The sequence below is a fragment of the uncultured Bifidobacterium sp. genome (genome assembly GCF_959020145.1).
GTDB lineage: Bacteria > Actinomycetota > Actinomycetes > Actinomycetales > Bifidobacteriaceae > Bifidobacterium.
On record NZ_CAUEQY010000004.1, the window covers coordinates 16,993 to 34,701 of the forward strand.

Sequence of the window (17,709 nt, forward strand, 5' to 3'; positions counted from 1 at the left end):
AGATACAAATTGAGCCCCTGCCTGACTTAGGCGGGTCAGGCAGGGGCGGTCAAAGCCTTCCGTCAGGCCTTGGTCACGGACGAGTAGCGGAAGCGGAAGGAAGCGTCAAGGACGACACCCTTCACATTAGAACCGGTGACCGCAACCTGGGCACCCTGCAGCAGCGGGATGGTGGACAGGTCATCGGTTTCGAGCTTCTGGATTTCCTTCAACAGGTCCTCACGGGCCTTGGCGTCAGTCTCTCCGGCCTGCTTGACGATCAGATCGTTGACTTCCTTGTTGGAGTATCCGTTGTTCACGAAGTTGCCGTCACGGAAGAATGGGGACAGGTAGTTGTCCGGATCGGAGTAGTCAGGGAACCAACCGAGCTGGTAGACCGGGTAGGAACCATCGGAATCCTCGGTGACCACACGGTCCTTGTTGAACTGGGTCCATTCGGTGGACTGCAGGTCGACCTTGAACAGGCCGCCTTCCTCGAGCTGGGCCTTGATGGCCGCATACTCGTCGGCGGAGGACTGGCCGTAGTGGTCCGGGTTGTACTGGAGCTTCAGGTCTACCGGGGTCTTCACACCGGCGGCTTCGAGGGTCTTCTTGGCCTTGGCCGCATCCGGCTTGCCGGAACCGTCGCCATAGGCTTCCTTCAGGGTGTCGTCGTGGCCGGACAGGCCATCCGGAATGAAGGAGTACAGCGGGGTGTAGGTGCTCTTGTAGACCTTGGTGGCCAGCTCGTTGCGGTCGATCAGGCTTGCAACGGCCTGACGCACGGCCTTGGCCTTGTCGGCGTTCGGCTCGCTGGACTTCTCGCCGTACGGCATGATCTTGAAGTTGAAGGCAAGGAAGCGCTCTTCGCCGCCCGGTCCCTTGACGACCTTGACCTTGTTGTCCTTGGACAGGTCCTCGACGTCGGTCGGGGTCATGGAGCGGTAGGCCACGTCGACCTGGCCCTGCTGCACGGCCATCTTCAGGTTGGAGGAATCGGCGAAGTACTTGACCTGCACAACGTCGTTCTTAGCTGGGGTCAAACCCTTGTAGGAAACGTTCTTGGCATATGCCAGGGCCTCGTTCACCTTGTAGGAGGTGAGCTTGTACGGGCCTGCGAAGGCGTTGTCCTTGACGATGGTGTTGGCATCGGTCAGCTTGTCGGCGGAGAAGGACTCTTCGTCGACGATCGGGCCGGCCGGGCTGGAGAGCACCTGCTTCAGGGTCACGTCGTCCTTGACCGCGGAGTGGAACACGACGGTGGTGTCATCCTTGGCCTCGACGGACTCGATGTTGGCCAGCAGGGAGGACGGACCGTTCTCGTCGTTGATCTTCTTGATACGGTCGAAGGAGAACTTGACGTCGGAGGCGGTCAGATCGTGGCCGTTCGCGAACTTCAGGCCCTTCTTGAGCTTGACGGTGAACTCGGTGCCGTCGGCGCTCCAGGTGCCGTCATCGGCGGCGATGTCCGGAGACAGCTCGGAAGTGTTGTAGTTCTGCGCGTACAGGAACGGGAACACCTGAATCTGCACGGCGTAGGAACCGTTGTCGTAGGAGCCAGCCGGATCAAGGCTGGTGATCTTATCGGTCGTGCCGACGGTGATGGTGTTGCCAGTTGCGGCGCCACCGTCCTTCACGCCGCCGCAGGCGGCCAGGGAAGCCAGAGCCGCGACAGAAGCCAGAGCGGCGATAACTTTCTTGCGATTCACTATGGAATCCTCTCTTTTCTATCCGAATCGCCCCTGTGCAAGGCGATATAGTGACAAGAATCGGCGCGCAATGTTAACCGTACGTTTCATTGGAGGCCGTTTTACCCACCTACCTTATATTCGCCGTTTTCTGCTATGCATTAAAACGGCGAAATTCCAACGTTTTAACGACTAGTGAAAGAAAATAAGAAAAACCAGCCATTTTATGAGACGGACCCAGCCAAAGTCGCATTCAAGGTCTACGTCCTTCTTTTTCACTCATTGCTTTCGCACAGAGAGACCCAGATAAGCGCGCGACACGCGGCACAACACGAATTGCATTAATCAATTAACGGCGTTAATATATTAAGAAGTTCAACGAGGGTCCATGCACTGTCGCAAGGAGGTGAGCATGAGTAGGTACAGCGCCCAACAGTCATCGATCTCGGAAAACAACCGTTCCCGCATCCTGCAATACCTGTACCACAATGGCATCTGCTCACGCGCGCAGATCGCCAAAGCCATCAAGCTCACTCCGGCGGCAATCACCAAAATCACCGCGAAACTGCTGGCGCAGGGCATCATCGAAGAAACCGGCGACATGGACGGAGACAAGAACCGCCGTTCCATCGGTCTGAATCTCAATTGCGCCAAATACCACATCATCGGCGTGAAGTTCGCCCGCAGTCTGGTGCAAATCGCGGTCTTCGACCTCAAGTGCAACCGTATCTTCCTGTCCGACTTGCCTACCGTCAGCGAAGAGCACATCCCCGAAACGGTGGAGCGCATTCGAGATACCGTACGCCAGCTCATCAAGGACGACCCCAGCATCGTGGCCGTCGGCATGGCGGTTCCGGGGCCCTATTTAAAGGACGAAGGACGCACCGCTTTGGTCTCCTCCATGCAGGGCTGGAGGCAAATCAACTTCATCGACGAATTCAGCAACGCATTCAGCGTCCCCGTGTTCGTCGAACAGGACGCCCGCGCCGGCGCGCTGGCGCAGTTCCTGTTCAATCCGGAACTGTCGGAAGGTTCCCTCGCCTACTATCTGCTTGGCGAAGGCATCGGCCTCGGAGTCATCGACAACGGCACCATCTACTACGGCGAGCACGGCACCGCCACGGAAATCGGACACGTCTCCATCGACGTGAACGGCAAGCCATGCGACTGCGGCAATGTCGGATGCCTGGAACGCTACTGCTCCGCCAACGCCATCCACGAACAACTCAACGCCAACCCGAGCATCGTTCCCGGATGCGAGACGATGACGCATGCGCAGGCTTGCGCAGCACTGTTCGCCAAGGCGAACGCGGGAGACGAGACCGCGACGCTTCTGATGCTCGATGTTGCCCGATACGTTGGGTACGGCGCGGTCACCATCATCAACGCTTTCAATCCGACACACATCGTTCTTGGAGACATCATCGCGCAAGCCGGCCAGCCGTTGCTCGACGAAGTCACACAAGTCGTGCGCGAACGCACGATCCCCGAAATCGGGCGCAACACCCGAATCACCCTGTCCGCCCTGCCCACCGACGCCACCGTCACCGGTGCCGCCGCCGTGGCCATCACCAATTTTTTGGAACATCCATCGATGTTCTTCGACGTCGCATAGCACGCCGCCCACCAAAGAAAGGAACCACCCATGTCCAAGCCAATCGTCATCGCCCTCGGTGAAATCCTGTGGGATATGCTCCCCACCGGCAAGCGCGCCGGCGGCGCTCCCGTCAACTTCGCCTACCACGCGTCCCAGAACGGCGCAGAAAGCTACGCCATCAGCGCCGTCGGTAACGACGAGCTGGGCGCCGAGCTGCTCAACGATGCGCACAAGGCCGGCATCAACACGCTGGTGCAGACCAACGAATACCCGACCGGCACCGTCGCCGTGGCACTGACCAACGGCATTCCGGAATACACCATCGTGCAGAACGTAGCTTGGGACCACATCGGCTACACCGACGAACTCGCCGAGGCCGTGTCCAAGGCCGACGCCATCTGCTTCGGCACGCTGGGTCTGCGTTCCCAGGAATCGCATGACACCATCATCAAACTGCTCCAGCATACCAAGGAAGGCGCGCTGAAGTTCTTCGACATCAACCTGCGCGCCAACTTCTACTCCAAGGAGCTGATCGAGGAGCTGCTGGGATACGCCAACATCTTCAAGATCAACGACGACGAGCTCATCATGATGCGTGAGATGTTCTCCATTCCGGAGGGCAACGACGAAGAGGCCTGCAAGTGGTTCATGGATCGCTTCGATCTGGAGTACACCATCCTGACCGGCGGCGCGACCTTCAGCACCATCATCGCCAAGGACGGCGAGACCTCCACTCTGCTGACCCCGCATGTCGAGGTGGCCGACACCGTCGGAGCCGGCGATTCCTTCTCCGGCTCCTTCACCGGTAAGATCCTGTCCGGTGCCTCCCTCAAGGAAGCGCATCGCGCGGCCGTGAACACCGCCGCCTACGTGTGCACCAAGGAAGGCGGCTGGCCGGCCTACCCGACCGAAGGCGTTCCGGATTACCTCGCCGCAGCAGCCAAGTAAGCGTATCTTTTCCTTTCATCATCACCGATTCCGCATGCCGTCAAATAACGGCATGCGGAATTTTTTTACCGGTTTTGCGAAGTTTCGTCGGTATGATGAATCGCCGATAGCATAATTTGGTTTGTCGGATAAACCGTGGTATCTTGAAATTTCTGGCTATAAAGCCGGAAGGTTTGATAATTCAATATTTGGGGATGATCGGTTTCGACGGTGACCTGTTCGTCGCAGGGAAGCGTGCCGAGAACGTAGGGTCCGCTCGTGGATGCCCCCTACAAAAGAATAAGTGCTAAATCTAACCGCACTGAGTTCGCTCTCGCTGCCTGAGCTTCGCGCCAGGATTAACCAGTGAGCAGCCGCTCCGTTCACTCCCCCTCGTCTTTGGGGGGATGTTGAGCGTCGTTTAGAAGACTTGCCTTACCGGCTGAGCCACAGGGCCGGCAAGGGACTTTTACTGTAGATATGCTCGCCATCAGTTGTCTGCGACATCGATGGGGGCAGAAAAACCGCCGCACGGCCAGCAGACTACGCACGTAGAAGACTGAGGGTTCGGTCATCGGACCGGGGTTCGATTCCCCGCATCTCCACGGATTGAAAGCCGCCAGAAATGGCGGCTTTTCCTTTATTTCCAACGGTTTCCACCACTTTTGCAATTCGCTGCAATTCACCCTTTATCGCGATATTTCTCAAAAACATGGGCAAAATGTGGGCACGAATCATGCGTCAGCAATGACGGCTTTTTGTATTTGCAATCACATTTCTCGTTTGGTGAAACAACGCATGTCGGCAGCAACGCCTCCGTATCATCGAAATAACCGTCCGGCGCCTTTCAATATTGCAAGCCGCCGGCCAGCCAACCATCGAAAGGGACGATATCATGGCGAAGCTTACAGAGGAAATGAAGGATTTCATCAGCAGCAATCTCGCTTGGGTGGCCACCATCGGCAAGGATGGACACGTCGATTTGGGGCCGAAAATGAGCACGTTCGTCATCGATGACACTCATATCGGCTATCACGAGCGTACCGCCGGCCAAATGTACCGTAATCTGCTCGACGGCAGCGAACTGGTCATCGCAGTGGCCAATCTTGAGCAGAAGCGAGGTTATCGTTTCCGTGGCAACGTCACTCTGCATTCCGATGATGCGATCTACGATGAGCAGGTCGCTGTGGCCGAACATAACGGCACGAAGAAGCCCATGACCATTCCCGTTCTGGAGATCACGGAGATTCAGGACTTGACGCCAGGGGCGACCGCAGGCAAGACCATCGTCAAGGACTGACGCCCGTTCAACGCATACGGCTAATACCATCCATCCAAACGCGGAAACGCGCTCTGGCCCTCCCTTGGAAAGAAGGTCCAGAGCGCGTTTCGTTTTTCTGTCAAGACAAAAAGAGCTAGATCAAAGTATTTCCGCTCCGTCATGCAGTGACGTTGCGCAATAACGCTATTTGATGATCGGTCTCAACGGCGCGGACACGTCCACGTTATGCTTGTCTCCAATCACGTTCGGATCATTGACGATCTTGTCCACCACCGCTTTCTTGAGCTTCAGGTCCGAGGAATCACCCCATACGATCACGCGGTCTCCCCCATTGAGTTCCGTGGTGATGGAATCCTGGGTCGCCGCGGTGACCTTGGTGATGGAATTGCGCATCGATTCCGGCAGTGAGCTGAGAATCTTCAACGCTTCCTTGATAGGACGCCTAGACAGGCTCGCATCGACGTTCTGCACTTCGATGACGGGAATGCCTTCCACGGAAACGCCGCTGACGGAATTGAGCACGCGGCCCTTGCTGTCGACCGCCGTCATATGGTCCTCGCTGGTTTTGAGCATGGCCGCGGGTTTCTGCGCCTTGATCGTCACTTCAAGCGAGTTCGGCAGCTGTTTCTTCGACTTGGCTGACGTGACTCCCGGAATCGCCTTGATCTGCTTCTCCACGGCTCCATCCGAAACCAGGAACAACGATTTTCCGGACTGCTGCCTCGCGATGTCAAGCACCTGCGATTCGCTCACCCATTCGTTGGCGCCGACCACGCTGATGTTGCCTGGCTCCAAACGGAACACCGACGAGAAGAGGAACAGCCAGACGACAGCTCCCAAAACCACGGCTACGACAAGACCGATGAGCACGCGCAGGACTATGGCTCGCGCGCCGGCCTGACGGCGTTCCTTGAGCCGTTCGCCGAAATCAACCACTTTCGGACGTGTCATGATGCCGATCGTGCCGGTGGTCTCCTGCAGGGTTTTGGAAACCAGGTCCTCGCTTTGCAAACGTCGCGCGTCTACGAAGCCTTCGGCTTTTGAACGGTCCGCGTACCCTTCAATCGACCGTCCTTCGGCATGCTCCGATGAGATGGACCGTCCGGAACGTCGTCCGCCCGACTGGTCCGTCTCCTGCACATCCTTGCCGGAACTGATGACCCGTCGAGCCATCAGCCCTCGCAATCCCAACGATGCGCTTCAAGAGCATGCAGGATGACCTCGTCCATCTGCGTGATGTCGCCGGCGCCTACGGTGAAGATGACGTCGCCATGATGCGCGCGCATCACCATCATCTGGGCCGCGGTGTGCATGTCTTCGACGCCACGGATCCAGTCCTTGGCCGGTTCATGCTCAAGCTTGAGCGCCTCGTCCACGATGGTGGCCGGAGTCACGTCGGGGAAATCCTCCTGCTTCTCGCGCGCGGGGAAGATGCCGGTAACGATGACGTCATCGGTCTTGGCAAGCGCCTGCGCGAATTCAGAGCTGAAGAAACGCGTGCGGGAGAACAGGTGCGGCTGGAAGATCACACGGATCTTGGACTGCGGGTAGCGGCGACGGGCCGCATCCAGCAGCGCAGCGATTTCGGTCGGATGATGCGCGTAATCATCGACGACCGTCACTTGGCTGACGGTGCCACGGACCTGGAAGCGGCGTGCGGCACCGAGGAACGAGGTGACCGCCGCGGAGGCACGTTCGACGTCCATGCCCAACAGCGCGGCCGCGATAATCGCCGCGGAGGCGTTGCGTGCGTTGTGGATGCCGGGAACGGTAAGCGTCACGGCGATGCGGCGCTCCTCTTCGCCGATCAGTCCGCCCGGAATATGCAGCGTGAAATGTTCGGCGCCGCTTTCGGCGGTTTCGCTTTCCGATTCGATGCGTACCAGCGTGGCACCGTTCAGGTCGCCCAATTCGGCGGCGTTCCGTGTTGAATAGACGATCGTGCGTCCGGCCACGGTGGCGTCAAGCGCACGTAGCACGGCAAGGTTGCCTTCGTCGTCGCCGCACATGATTACGGCTTTGGTGGCGTGTCCGGCATGGTCCACGAATACGGCCCGATAATTGTCCTGCGTGCCGTAGTGGTCAAGGTGGTCGGCTTCGGAATTGGTGATGATGGCGATTTGCGGATGGTATTTGGCGAAGCTGCCGTCCGATTCGTCGGCCTCGGCCACCAGCACGTTGCCCTTGCCGGCATGGCCGCCGTCCAAAATGGCACCGTCTTTGCCTTGGATGGAACCGCCGATGGCGTAGCTCGGATCGGCGAGTTCGCCTTCTCCGGCGTTCACGAGAATGTGCGCCAGCATGGAGCTGGTCGTGGTCTTGCCGTGGGCGCCGGCCACGGTCACCGCACGTTTCGCGTTCATCAGCAGGGCGAGGATGTCGCTGCGGTGCACGATGCGCTCCCCTGCCTCATGCGCGGCGACGATTTCCGGATTGTCCGGCTTGATGGCGCTGGAGAACACGACGGTGTTCTTGCCTTCGACGTTCTTCGCCTGCTGGCCGAATTCGACGGTGATGCCGAGGCTTTGCAGACGGTCGGTTTTGGCGCTTGGCTCGCGGTCCGAACCATCGACCTCGACACCCTGCTCATGCAGCATTTCAGCGAGCACGCTCATGCCTGCGCCACCAATGCCGATGAAATGCGTGGCACCTAGGTCATGCACCGTCTCTTCAGGTGCGAACGACGCATGGGTTGGGTCAAGAATTATGGTACCGGCTTCACGCTGGTTGTCAGACACGATTGCTCCTCGTAAATTGTTTTCAAGCTCATTTCATTATGGCCGCACCCATGGTCTCCCACGGGGTGCGGCCATGATTGTTCGGCCGGTTAATCAGCTGGCTGATCGATTAGCGCGAGCACGCGCTTCGCCATGACTTCGGCGGCGTCGCGGATGCCGTATTTCCACGCGTTGGCACCGTATCGGGACAGCTTGTCCGGATCGGCAAGCAGTTCCGGCACATGGCCACGGACCCAATCCGGGGTGAAATCGCCATCCGCCACCATCAAGCCCCCTTCCGCGTCGACCACGGGCTGCGCGTTGAAACGCTGCTCGCCATTGCCGATCGGCAGAGGCACGTAAATCGCCGGCAGTCCCAAAGCCGTCAGCTCGCTGACCGTGCCGGCTCCGGAACGGCAGATGATCAGATCGGCGCAGGCGAACGCCAGATCGATGCGTTCCAGATAGGGAGCCACACGGTAGTCGCCATCCGAAACGTGGTCGGGGCCAAGCTCGCCGAGCACGTCCTCTCCGGCGCTTACCGACACCAAGGAACGCACTTCGTCGTCTTTGCCCTTACCGGTCAGATGAATCACCTGGGCGTGCGCAAGCAGATCCTTGGCGGAAGCGGCCACAGCCCTGTTCACGTTCACCGCGCCCAAGGATCCGCCGGTGATGACCACGAGCGGACGGTCCGGATCGACACCAAGCTGCGCCGCGGCGGCTTTACGAGTGGCGGTACGGTCATGTTCCAGATCGGACGCCAATCGTGCGATTGCCGGACGAAGCGGCAGGCCCACGCGTTCGACTTCGACGCCCCTGCGTGGTTTCAGTCCTGGCTGGGCGTATGCGGCACCGATCATGGACGCCCAACGCGCGCCCAGCTTGTTGGCCATGCCCGCACGTGCGTTCTGTTCGTGAATCGCAATCGGAATTCCCATGCTGTGCGCGGCCGCGTATACGGGTGCGGACGTGTATCCGCCGAAACCGACGACCACTTGGGCCTGATGCCGGGTGAGGATGTCACGTACTTTGGCCTTCTCGGCCTTCCATTTGGCTGGAAACTGCAACGCAGCCTTGTTGGGCCTGCGCGGGAACGGCACTTTTTCGATGGTTTCCAGTTCGAAACCGGCCTGCGGAACCAAATCACGCTCCAGACCGACGGCGGTGCCCACCACCGCGATATCCGCTTCCGGTTCAAGCTCGCGAATCACATGCGCCACGGCGAGCAGAGGATTGACGTGGCCTGCCGTGCCGCCACCGGCAAGAACGATATGCTTCTGATTGCTCATAATCCACGAGCTTAGCCCACCATGCGGCGGCAGGCCACGCGGCATACCGCCGCCGATGCAGATACTTACATTTCGTCTACTTTTCTTTTGCTTGCTTCGCAACTCGCATGACGGGAACCGATTACAGTATGCGGTTCTCGGCTTTGACCTGCGGCTGCTCCTTCATCAGGCTGATGGCCACGCCGGCGGCCCCCAGACACATGATAAGAGACGATCCGCCTGCTGATACGAACGGCATCGGCACGCCCATGACCGGCAGCAGGCTGACGACGACGCCGATGTTGACAAACGCCTGGCCGACGATCCATACCGCGATGCACACCAACGCCATGGTGATGTACCGGTCGCGGACCTGCACGGCCACCATCAGCATGCACCACGTCATGACGATGAACAGCAGAATCACCATGGCTGCTCCGACGAATCCGGTTTCCTCGCCGATGATGGCGAAGATGAAATCGTTGTGCGCTTCGGGAAGATAGCCCCATTTCTCGCCGGAATTGCCGATGCCGACGCCCAACAAGCCGCCGGATGCGATCGCGTATTTGCCGTGGACCGCCTGATAGCACACGCCCTGCAGGTCGGACGGAGAGCAGGTCCGGTAGGCCGCCATGATGCGGCCGAGTCGGTTGGGGCTAGTCAGAATGAATCCGACGATACCGCATATGCCAAGCAGCGCGGCTCCGGCAAGCCATTTGCCGGGGAATCCGCCAAGCAGCAATGCAATGCCGCCAATTGCGAGAATAATCAAGCCCGTACCAAGATCCTTGCCGGACATGACCAGGCAGAACGCGCACAGATAGCCGAGAATAAGCTTGGAGTACGCGCGGGGCGCGCCGACCTTCTTCACCTGCTTGCGCGCGTTGATCAGCTCGTTCGGCATCCAGATGCATAACGCCAGCTTGACGATTTCCGCGGGCTGCATGGTGAACACGCCCGGAATGCCGATCCATCCTTTGTTGCCGTTGACTTCGACGCCCAATGGCGTCAGTGTGGCGGCCTGCATGACCATGGCGCCAAGCAGGAACCAGAAGCTGATCTTTCGGTAGAAGCTGGCCGGCAGCATCATCGTGATGAATGCTATGACCAGGCCGAACACGCAGTACATGCCCTGTTTCAGCGCCTGCGCCCATGGCGACTGCCCGTTGGCGATCATGTTCACCGAAGAGCTGGAGAACACCATGATCACGCCGAAGATCGTGAGGATGATCACGCATAGGCGGAATCCGTGGAAGCACCATAACGGGTTGGCGAGATTACGCGTTCCGCCGTTCTTCAACGGTTCTCGTGTCTGTGCCGCGGCGCCGTCCGTCATGTTCGGGCGGCTTGCGGAAGACGTGATGCTACGGCTGGCCTCAGGCTTCCCCATGCTCATTCACCCAACGCTGAGCCTGCTGCGCGAACTGGTTTCCGCGATCGGCGTACGACTTGAACTGGTCCATGGACGCGCAGGCCGGAGCCATGAGCACCACATCGCCGGATTGCGCGTAGGTGCCGGCAGCGTCGATGGCGCGGGCCATGACGGTGTCGTTGTCCGTGGGATCGATGATGGACATGGGAATGTCGGGAGCGCTTGCCTTGAACGCGTCCAGCATTGGCTGCTGGTCCTTGCCGATGATGATGGCCGCCTTGATGGTGTGCGCCTGGTCGGCGACGAGCTGTTCGAAACGGCTTCCTTTGGCAAGTCCGCCGGCGATCCACACCACGGACTTGTCCGCGAAGCTGTTAAGCGACGCCTTGGCCGCATGCGCGTTGGTGGCTTTGGAGTCATCCACGAAACGGATGGTGCCACCGTCGGACGTTTTGGCGACGGCGACGGTCTGGATGCGGTGGCCGCCCGGCGTGAACTGCTTGAGCGCGGCCAACGCCTTGTCTTTGTCTGCTCCGAGACCCAACACCAGCGCCAACGCGGTCAGGGCGTCGGCGAGCAGATGCGGGTAGACCGTGCCATCCGGCTCGGTCAGATGCGTGAAATCGGTGACCTTCGCCACTTGGAACGGCTTTCCCGCTTCTCCGCCGCCAATGCCGGACATGTCGACGATCCAGCCATCTTTCACACCGATCTGCCCGTCCTTCGGCTCGGCCAACGTGAAGCCGATCCGGCGGCATTCCGGCGCGGTCTGGGCCGCGAACGCCAGTTTGGTGACGCGTTCGTCGTCGGCGTTGTAGACCAGCGCCTTCTTGACGTTGTGGAACACCTTCGCCTTGTCGGCGGCATAGTTCTCGATGCCGCCATGCCAATCGAGATGGTCGTCGGCGATGTTGGTGATCGCCGCGCAGTCGAGTTCCAGAGAATAGGTGAAATGCAGCTGGAACGAGCTCAGTTCGACGCAGAGCACGTCGTTCGCGGGGTCGACGGCGGCATGCGACACGGCTTTGCCGATGTTGCCGACGGCGGGAGCGGCCAGGCCGCATGCGGTCAGCATTTCGGAGGTCATTTCCGTGGTCGAGGTCTTGCCGTTGGTGCCGGTGATGCCGATCCACTGCGCCGGCTTGCCGGTGGTGTTGCTGTTCACGCGCAGCTGCCAGGCCAGTTCGACTTCGCTCATGACCGGTATGTTGCGTTTCTGCGCCTCAAGGATGAATGGCGTGCGCGGGTTGAAGACCGGCGAGGTCATCACCATGTCGGTATTGTCCCAATCGATTTGGTCGAAGGAATGCAGGTCGGCGTCCGGCTTCTTCTCATCCACGCCCAGCACTCTGCCGGCACGGGAGCCCAGCACTTCCATCATGCTTTGCCCGGAGACACCGAGACCAGCCACGATTACGGTCTTGCCATCCATATTCATATCCATCACCCTTCAATCGGAAACGTCATTTGCCGTGATAGCACACTCATATTGCGGGCGTAAAGCCGCGCCCGCAATCGTGTCATAGGCCGGAACGGGCCACCCAATCGCCGTAGAACAGCACCAAGGCGATCAGCACGAACAGCATCTCGATCATCCAGAACCGGACCACGACCTTCACTTCCGGCCAGCCCTTCAATTCGAAATGATGATGGATCGGAGCCATCTTGAAAACGCGCTTGTGGGTCATCTTGAAGTAGCCGACCTGGATGATGTCGCTCATGGTCTCGATGACGAACAGACCGCCAAGGATGATCGCCAGGAATTCGGTGTGCGTGGCGATGGACATGGCTGCGAACAGACCGCCAAGCGCCAAGGAGCCGGTGTCTCCCATGAAGATGGAGGCCGGATTGGAGTTGTACCACAGGAAGCCGAAGCAGGCTACGGCCGCGCACGCCGCGATGATGGTCAGGTCAAGAGGATCGGACACCGCATAGGTGAAGCCTGGATGGTCCGAACCCTTGAGGTGGTAGAACTCCCAGAACGCGATGATCGCATAGCCGATGAAGGCGATCATCGAGGAGCCGGCGGCCAAGCCGTCAAGACCGTCGGTCAGATTGATGGCGTTGGTCCATGCGGTCATCAGGAAATTCACCCAGATCACGAACAGCACGATGGCCACGACACGACCGGCGAATTCAAAGCTGAAGAACGGCTTTTCGATGAAGCTCATGCCGGCCTGGGCGCTGGGGAAGCCGGATTTGGTCGGCAGAATCAGCGCCAGCACCGCGTATATGGTGGCGAGGATGAACTGTCCGATGAACTTGCCCTTGACGGTCAGTCCCTCGCTCTGCTTCTTGCGGACCTTCGCGAAATCGTCGATGAATCCCAAGAATCCCATCGACAGCATGGCGAACAGCACCAACACCGCGGACCACGACGGCACCTCTCCCCTGGTGAGGAACCGATACAGTGCCGAGGAGCACCAGCCGAGCACCACCGCGAGGTTGATGACCACGCCGCCAAGCGTCGGCGTGCCGCGCTTGACGAGATGCGACTTCGGGCCATCCTGACGGATGTACTGTCCGTAATTGAGCTTGTGCACCAACTTAATCAGCAGCGGAGTGCCCACAATCGTCACGACGAGCGACACCATAATGCCGATGATGAGTGAAATCACCTGATCTTCTCCGTTTCAGTCAGCTATGATCGGCACGACGCCGATTCCGTCAGTTTTGCGTCCAACGCTCCGCCAGAGCGCTCAATCCGGACGCGTGGGATCCTTTCAGCAACACCACTGTACCCTCATGGTCGGTCGCAAGCCGGGTGACCATTCGGTCGGCCTGTTCGGCATCATGCGCCCATTGCACCATCGTCGGGTCGGCGGCAACCGCCTTGCCGCCCTGCGCCATGGCCTCGGCAAGCGCGTCCAACGCCTCGTCGGAAGTGCTGCCGACCGTCACAAGCGCGTCCGCACCGCCCTCGACGGCGTATCTGCCGACGTCCTCATGCAGGCGATGCTCATCCGGTCCGAGCTCCAGCATGGCTCCGAGAACCGCTATTCTGAACGGCTGCTGCTCGGCGCCGGCATGCCAGCGCGACAGGCCATCGAGTCCGGCCTTCATGGAATCGGGGTTGGCGTTGAACGAATCGTCGATCAGTGTGAACGACGTTTCGGGCTTGGTGACGGTGGACACCGCCATGCGATGCGGGCTGATGCTCGTCACGTCGGATAGGCCGGAGGCCACGTCGTCAATCGGCATGCCCAACGTCATCGCCACCGTGGCTGCGGCAAGCGCGTTCATGACGTTGTGCTGTCCGCAGATGCCGAGCGTGACGTTGGCGTGCCGGCCTGTCTTGTCTTCCAGTACGAATGACGGATGGTCGAGATCGTCGCAGCGCACGTCGAGCGCGGTCGTGTCCAGTTGCGCGTCTTCTTTCTGCGGCAGGCCGAACCACAGCACATCGGCCGGAGCGATGGCGCTCATCGCGGCCACATGTTCGTCGTTGGCGTTGAGGATGGTCAGGCCGCCCGGCACCAGTCCGCGTACGATTTCCGATTTGGCTTGGGCGATGCGTTCCGCAGAGCCGAATTCTCCCAGATGCGCCACGCCCACCTTGAGCACCACGGCGATGTCCGGCGGAACCAGGGAGGTGAGGTTGGCGATTTCGCCCACGTGATTGGCGCCCATTTCCGCCACCAGGAAACGCGTGCCGGCGTTCACCTTGAGCGACGTCAGCGGCAGGCCGATCTCATTGTTGAACGATCCGACCGGAGCGACGGTGTCGCCCATTTTGGACAGCAGCGATTTGAGCAGATCCTTGGTGGTGGTTTTGCCGACGGAACCGGTGATGCCGATGACGGTGAACGGCGATTCCAGCGCGCGCCGACGCTCGATATTATGCTTGGCGAGCGCTCCCAACGCCTTGACGGTGTTTTCTACGACGATCTGCGGCACCTGCGCGCCCGCGATTTCGTGGTCGACCAGTGCGGCCACAGCCCCCTGCGCGCCGACCTTCGGCACGAAATCATGACCGTCGACGCGTTCGCCGGCAATCGCCACGAAAACGGATCCCGGCACGATCTGGCGCGAATCCGTGAAGGCGCTGATGGCCACCGGTTCGTCGGTCGGCACGGTCATCGGCATCAACCGTCCATCAACCGCCTGCGCGATCTCCGTCAGGCTCATCGGCATCATGGTCGGGCTGCTCACTGTCGTTACTCCTCTAATGGTTGGGTTTGTGTTTGATGTGGAGAATGTTTCGTTCCACGTTTAGTTCAGGTCACGCGAGACGCGTAACGCGCTTTTGATGTTGGCTTTCCTCACGCCGGCGGCCAGCACCATGGCGATGGACAGGGACAGCGAACGGCTGTCCGTCTGGCCGTATGCCGTCGCGGCCTGCGCCGCAAGCAGGTCGGATTCCTGGGTTCGTCCCGCGATGCGGGTCTGTTTGCCGACCGCGCATCCGAATTTTGCGACGAGTTTCGCAACCTCGGCATCGCTCAAACCATTGTCATCGCAGGCAAGCACATCGACGCTGACCGATTGCAACGCGTCCTCACGCAGGGTCTCTTCATCCAACGCGAGGATCACAGCGGCTGCGCCGTCTTCGGCGCACACCGCCATGGTACGTTGCACATCGATGGCCGACAGAGGATATTCCAGATTGAGGAAGCGTTCCAATGACTGTGAATCGGACGAGCTGATCACGCCGACGGGGTTGCCCAGCATGTGCAGGAAATCCGCGAGGTTCCTCACTTCGGATTCCACGATCTCCCTGTTCTTCCCCGTGATGGCGAATACGGCCAATGCGTCGGACGGATTGCCGGCCATGTCGCTCACCAGTTTGCCGAGCTGTCCCATGGTGGGTTCGGCGTAGATGAGCGGAATCTGGATGTCGTCGGTTTGACCGCGCAGCGCATGGGGCACAATCGCGCCATATGCTCCCTGCTCCTGAGCCTGCGACAACTGGTGCACGTCCACATCGGCGGACGGGACGAACAGTGCGCCGGGACGCACCGATTCGACATCATCCGCGATGGAAGTGATCGTCACTTCAGCCGCCGACGTCGGATCAAGATCGAAACCGTATCGGCTGGCAAGCAGCCCTAAAGTCATTCGTCTGTTCATGGATTCGCTGACCGCGCTCACCTTTCCGCCCCTCCGTGTCTGAATACGTATTCGCTCACCAATTCACCGGAATAGCATCCGTGCGAGGTGAAGACGCCGGCACTTCATACTTCTGCATAAGGAATTCACCAATCTCCGCGGTGACAGGACCCGCCGTCAAACCGCCGAAGCTGCCTTGGGGGTCTTTGAGCACCACGGTGATGACGAAGCGTGGATTATCCGCGGGAATGATCGTCGAGTAATCGCTGATGATCGAGGTCAGTTGGCCGTTCGCTCCGGCGACTTCTGCTGTGCCTGATTTCGCCGCCATACGATAGCCGTCGACCTTCACGAAAGTGTTGTAGTGTTCAGCGGACGATTCCATGGCGTTGAGCATCTGGCTCGCCACGGATTCGTCGATGACGCGTGTCGCCTCGCCCTTGGACTGCTGCTCTTCGACATGCCCCGCGGTGTCGGTGATGGACTTGATGATGCGTTGCGGCTTTTTGACGCCCTTGTTGGCTATCACCGAAACCGCGTTGGTCAGCTGCATGACGTTCACCGTGTACCCTTGACCGAACAGCACGGTGTTGCGGGTTCGCCTGTCCCAGCTATCCGAGGGGTGCAGCACGCCTTCGGATTCGCCTGGCAGGTTCAGTCCTGTGGCCTGTCCGATACCGAATTTGCTGATGAAGTTGTACCGCTGCTCGTTGGTCATCTTGTCTCCGGCAATGACCATGCCAACGTTCGACGACTGTTCGAGGATGCCGGCGAGCGTCCAATGTTCGTTGCCATGGTCCACCGCGTCCTTATAGGTCTGTCCTTCCACGGTCACCGTGTTCGGTACCGTGAATTTGTCATCGACCTTGTGCAATCCCAGTTGCAGCATGCCCGACATGGCCAGCACCTTGCCGATGGAGCCAGGTTCGAAGGTCTCGCTCACCGCCCGGGAGGCGCCCATCTTCGCCTGGTCGCTTCCGGCCTCGGTCGTATCGCTGTCCGCCAAAGCGAGGATGTCGCCCGACTGCACGTCCTGGACCATGGCGATGCCCCAAGCGGAATGGTATTTGTTTTCGCTGTCGCTCAGCACTTTCTCGGTGTACCACTGCACATCCCGATCGATGGTGAGGGTGACGTCGGATCCGTTGACCGCGTCTTTGGATTCGGTCATGGTTCCGGGGATTTCGACGCCGCTGTTGCCCTGTTGGTACACCTGGTAGCCGTCACGGCCCGTCAATGTCTTGTTTTCCATCTGCTCGATGCCGGCCACGCCCTTGCCGTCGGCGTCGACACCACCCAATAGCGAACCCATCAAAGTGCCGTTGGAGTACAGACGTTCGTTGCTTAGTTCCGCGTAGACGATGCCGCCGAGGTTCAGCTTGGAGATTTTACGCTTGACCGCAGGCGTCACGTCCTTCTTCAATACCACGTATTGCCCGCTGATCGACAGTTTGGCGCCCAGTTCCGTGGCGTCCATGCCCAATACGGGGGCCAGCAGACGAGCCACGGCTGCGGCTCCCGTCACGCCGACCGGCTTGCCGTTGATCTGGTGGCAGTTGCTGCCGGTCTGTTTGGTGCAGGTGGTCGGTATGAACGCCTGCGCCTGTTCGGGGTTGCCGATGATGGTGTAGCGTTCGACACTTTGCGCGAGAATCGCGCCATTGGTATCCATGATCTTGCCGCGTCGAGCCTTCAACGTCACGGTGGTGGTGCGGCTTTGCGCCGCGGCCTGCGCCATCCCTTTGCCGTTGACCAGTTGAATATTGGCAAGTTGGATAAGGCAGGTGGTGCCCATCAGCGCCAGAACGACGCCGATGGCCATGGTTT

Annotated in this window: 13 protein-coding genes and 1 other RNA gene; 4 read left to right on the forward strand and 10 right to left on the reverse strand. The window is 59.7% G+C overall.

All coding sequences use genetic code 11. The features are described 5' to 3' along the window. Nucleotides 1-62: 62 nt before the first annotated feature. A complete protein-coding gene (locus Q5H33_RS02430; protein WP_033499721.1) occupies nucleotides 63-1,688 on the reverse strand; it encodes an ABC transporter substrate-binding protein in 1,626 nt (541 codons plus the stop codon). Between the two features lie 391 nt (nucleotides 1,689-2,079). On the opposite strand from Q5H33_RS02430, the gene Q5H33_RS02435 reads away from it, so the two are divergent. The 4 genes from Q5H33_RS02435 (at nucleotide 2,080) to Q5H33_RS02450 (ending at nucleotide 5,491) form a co-directional block, all read left to right on the forward strand. Continuing rightward, nucleotides 2,080-3,282 (forward strand): ROK family transcriptional regulator, encoded by a 1,203-nt coding sequence (locus Q5H33_RS02435; protein WP_033499722.1) that lies wholly within the window; start codon nucleotides 2,080-2,082, stop codon nucleotides 3,280-3,282. A gap of 30 nt (nucleotides 3,283-3,312) precedes the next feature. Next, nucleotides 3,313-4,212, forward strand: coding sequence for a carbohydrate kinase (locus tag Q5H33_RS02440; protein WP_033499723.1), 900 nt, complete (start codon nucleotides 3,313-3,315; stop codon nucleotides 4,210-4,212). A gap of 190 nt (nucleotides 4,213-4,402) precedes the next feature. Continuing rightward, nucleotides 4,403-4,799: a transfer-messenger RNA gene (gene ssrA / locus Q5H33_RS02445) on the forward strand. Between the two features lie 287 nt (nucleotides 4,800-5,086). Further along, nucleotides 5,087-5,491 (forward strand): pyridoxamine 5'-phosphate oxidase family protein, encoded by a 405-nt coding sequence (locus Q5H33_RS02450; RefSeq protein WP_003810744.1) that lies wholly within the window; start codon nucleotides 5,087-5,089, stop codon nucleotides 5,489-5,491. 165 nt (nucleotides 5,492-5,656) lie between these two features. Here the strand turns inward: Q5H33_RS02450 and Q5H33_RS02455 are convergent, their stop codons facing one another. The 9 genes from Q5H33_RS02455 to Q5H33_RS02495 form a co-directional block, all read right to left on the reverse strand. After that, nucleotides 5,657-6,646 carry a cell division protein FtsQ/DivIB gene (locus Q5H33_RS02455; protein WP_003810745.1) on the reverse strand — a complete coding sequence of 330 codons (990 nt, stop codon included), beginning with the start codon at nucleotides 6,644-6,646 and terminating at the stop codon, nucleotides 5,657-5,659. Further along, entirely contained in the window at nucleotides 6,646-8,211 is a 1,566-nt protein-coding gene (gene murC / locus Q5H33_RS02460) for a UDP-N-acetylmuramate--L-alanine ligase (protein WP_302422826.1), read from the reverse strand. The genes Q5H33_RS02455 and murC overlap by 1 nt, the downstream gene beginning before the upstream one ends. Before the next feature lie 89 nt (nucleotides 8,212-8,300). Next, complete coding sequence (locus Q5H33_RS02465; RefSeq protein ID WP_011743443.1) at nucleotides 8,301-9,482, reverse strand: glycosyltransferase; 1,182 nt, start codon at nucleotides 9,480-9,482, stop codon at nucleotides 8,301-8,303. Nucleotides 9,483-9,603: 121 nt separating this feature from the next. Next, nucleotides 9,604-10,851, reverse strand: a complete 1,248-nt coding sequence (locus Q5H33_RS02470) for a putative peptidoglycan glycosyltransferase FtsW (RefSeq protein WP_080505096.1) — start codon at nucleotides 10,849-10,851, stop codon at nucleotides 9,604-9,606. After that, nucleotides 10,838-12,277, reverse strand: a complete 1,440-nt coding sequence (murD, locus tag Q5H33_RS02475) for a UDP-N-acetylmuramoyl-L-alanine--D-glutamate ligase (protein WP_080755287.1) — start codon at nucleotides 12,275-12,277, stop codon at nucleotides 10,838-10,840. Before murD ends, Q5H33_RS02470 begins: the two co-directional genes overlap by 14 nt. 76 nt (nucleotides 12,278-12,353) lie before the next feature. Continuing rightward, entirely contained in the window at nucleotides 12,354-13,451 is a 1,098-nt protein-coding gene (mraY, locus tag Q5H33_RS02480) for a phospho-N-acetylmuramoyl-pentapeptide-transferase (RefSeq protein WP_003810755.1), read from the reverse strand. A gap of 49 nt (nucleotides 13,452-13,500) precedes the next feature. Continuing rightward, on the reverse strand, nucleotides 13,501-14,970 hold the full coding sequence (gene murF, locus Q5H33_RS02485; RefSeq protein ID WP_302422923.1) for a UDP-N-acetylmuramoyl-tripeptide--D-alanyl-D-alanine ligase: 1,470 nt from the start codon (nucleotides 14,968-14,970) through the stop codon (nucleotides 13,501-13,503). A gap of 75 nt (nucleotides 14,971-15,045) precedes the next feature. Then, nucleotides 15,046-15,924 (reverse strand): hypothetical protein, encoded by an 879-nt coding sequence (locus tag Q5H33_RS02490; RefSeq protein WP_033499725.1) that lies wholly within the window; start codon nucleotides 15,922-15,924, stop codon nucleotides 15,046-15,048. Between the two features lie 34 nt (nucleotides 15,925-15,958). Continuing rightward, entirely contained in the window at nucleotides 15,959-17,704 is a 1,746-nt protein-coding gene (locus Q5H33_RS02495) for a penicillin-binding protein 2 (protein WP_172620219.1), read from the reverse strand. Nucleotides 17,705-17,709: the final 5 nt, after the last annotated feature.

Coding starts and splice junctions, on each gene's coding strand:
- Q5H33_RS02435 (WP_033499722.1), top strand. CDS start 2,080: ATGAGTAGGTACAGCGCCCAACAGTCATCGATCTCGGAAAACAACCGT.
- Q5H33_RS02440 (WP_033499723.1), top strand. CDS start 3,313: ATGTCCAAGCCAATCGTCATCGCCCTCGGTGAAATCCTGTGGGATATG.
- Q5H33_RS02450 (WP_003810744.1), top strand. CDS start 5,087: ATGGCGAAGCTTACAGAGGAAATGAAGGATTTCATCAGCAGCAATCTC.
- Q5H33_RS02455 (WP_003810745.1), bottom strand. CDS start 6,646: ATGGCTCGACGGGTCATCAGTTCCGGCAAGGATGTGCAGGAGACGGAC.
- Q5H33_RS02465 (WP_011743443.1), bottom strand. CDS start 9,482: ATGAGCAATCAGAAGCATATCGTTCTTGCCGGTGGCGGCACGGCAGGC.
- Q5H33_RS02470 (WP_080505096.1), bottom strand. CDS start 10,851: ATGGGGAAGCCTGAGGCCAGCCGTAGCATCACGTCTTCCGCAAGCCGC.
- murD (WP_080755287.1), bottom strand. CDS start 12,277: ATGGATATGAATATGGATGGCAAGACCGTAATCGTGGCTGGTCTCGGT.
- murF (WP_302422923.1), bottom strand. CDS start 14,970: ATGATGCCGATGAGCCTGACGGAGATCGCGCAGGCGGTTGATGGACGG.
- Q5H33_RS02495 (WP_172620219.1), bottom strand. CDS start 17,704: ATGGCCATCGGCGTCGTTCTGGCGCTGATGGGCACCACCTGCCTTATC.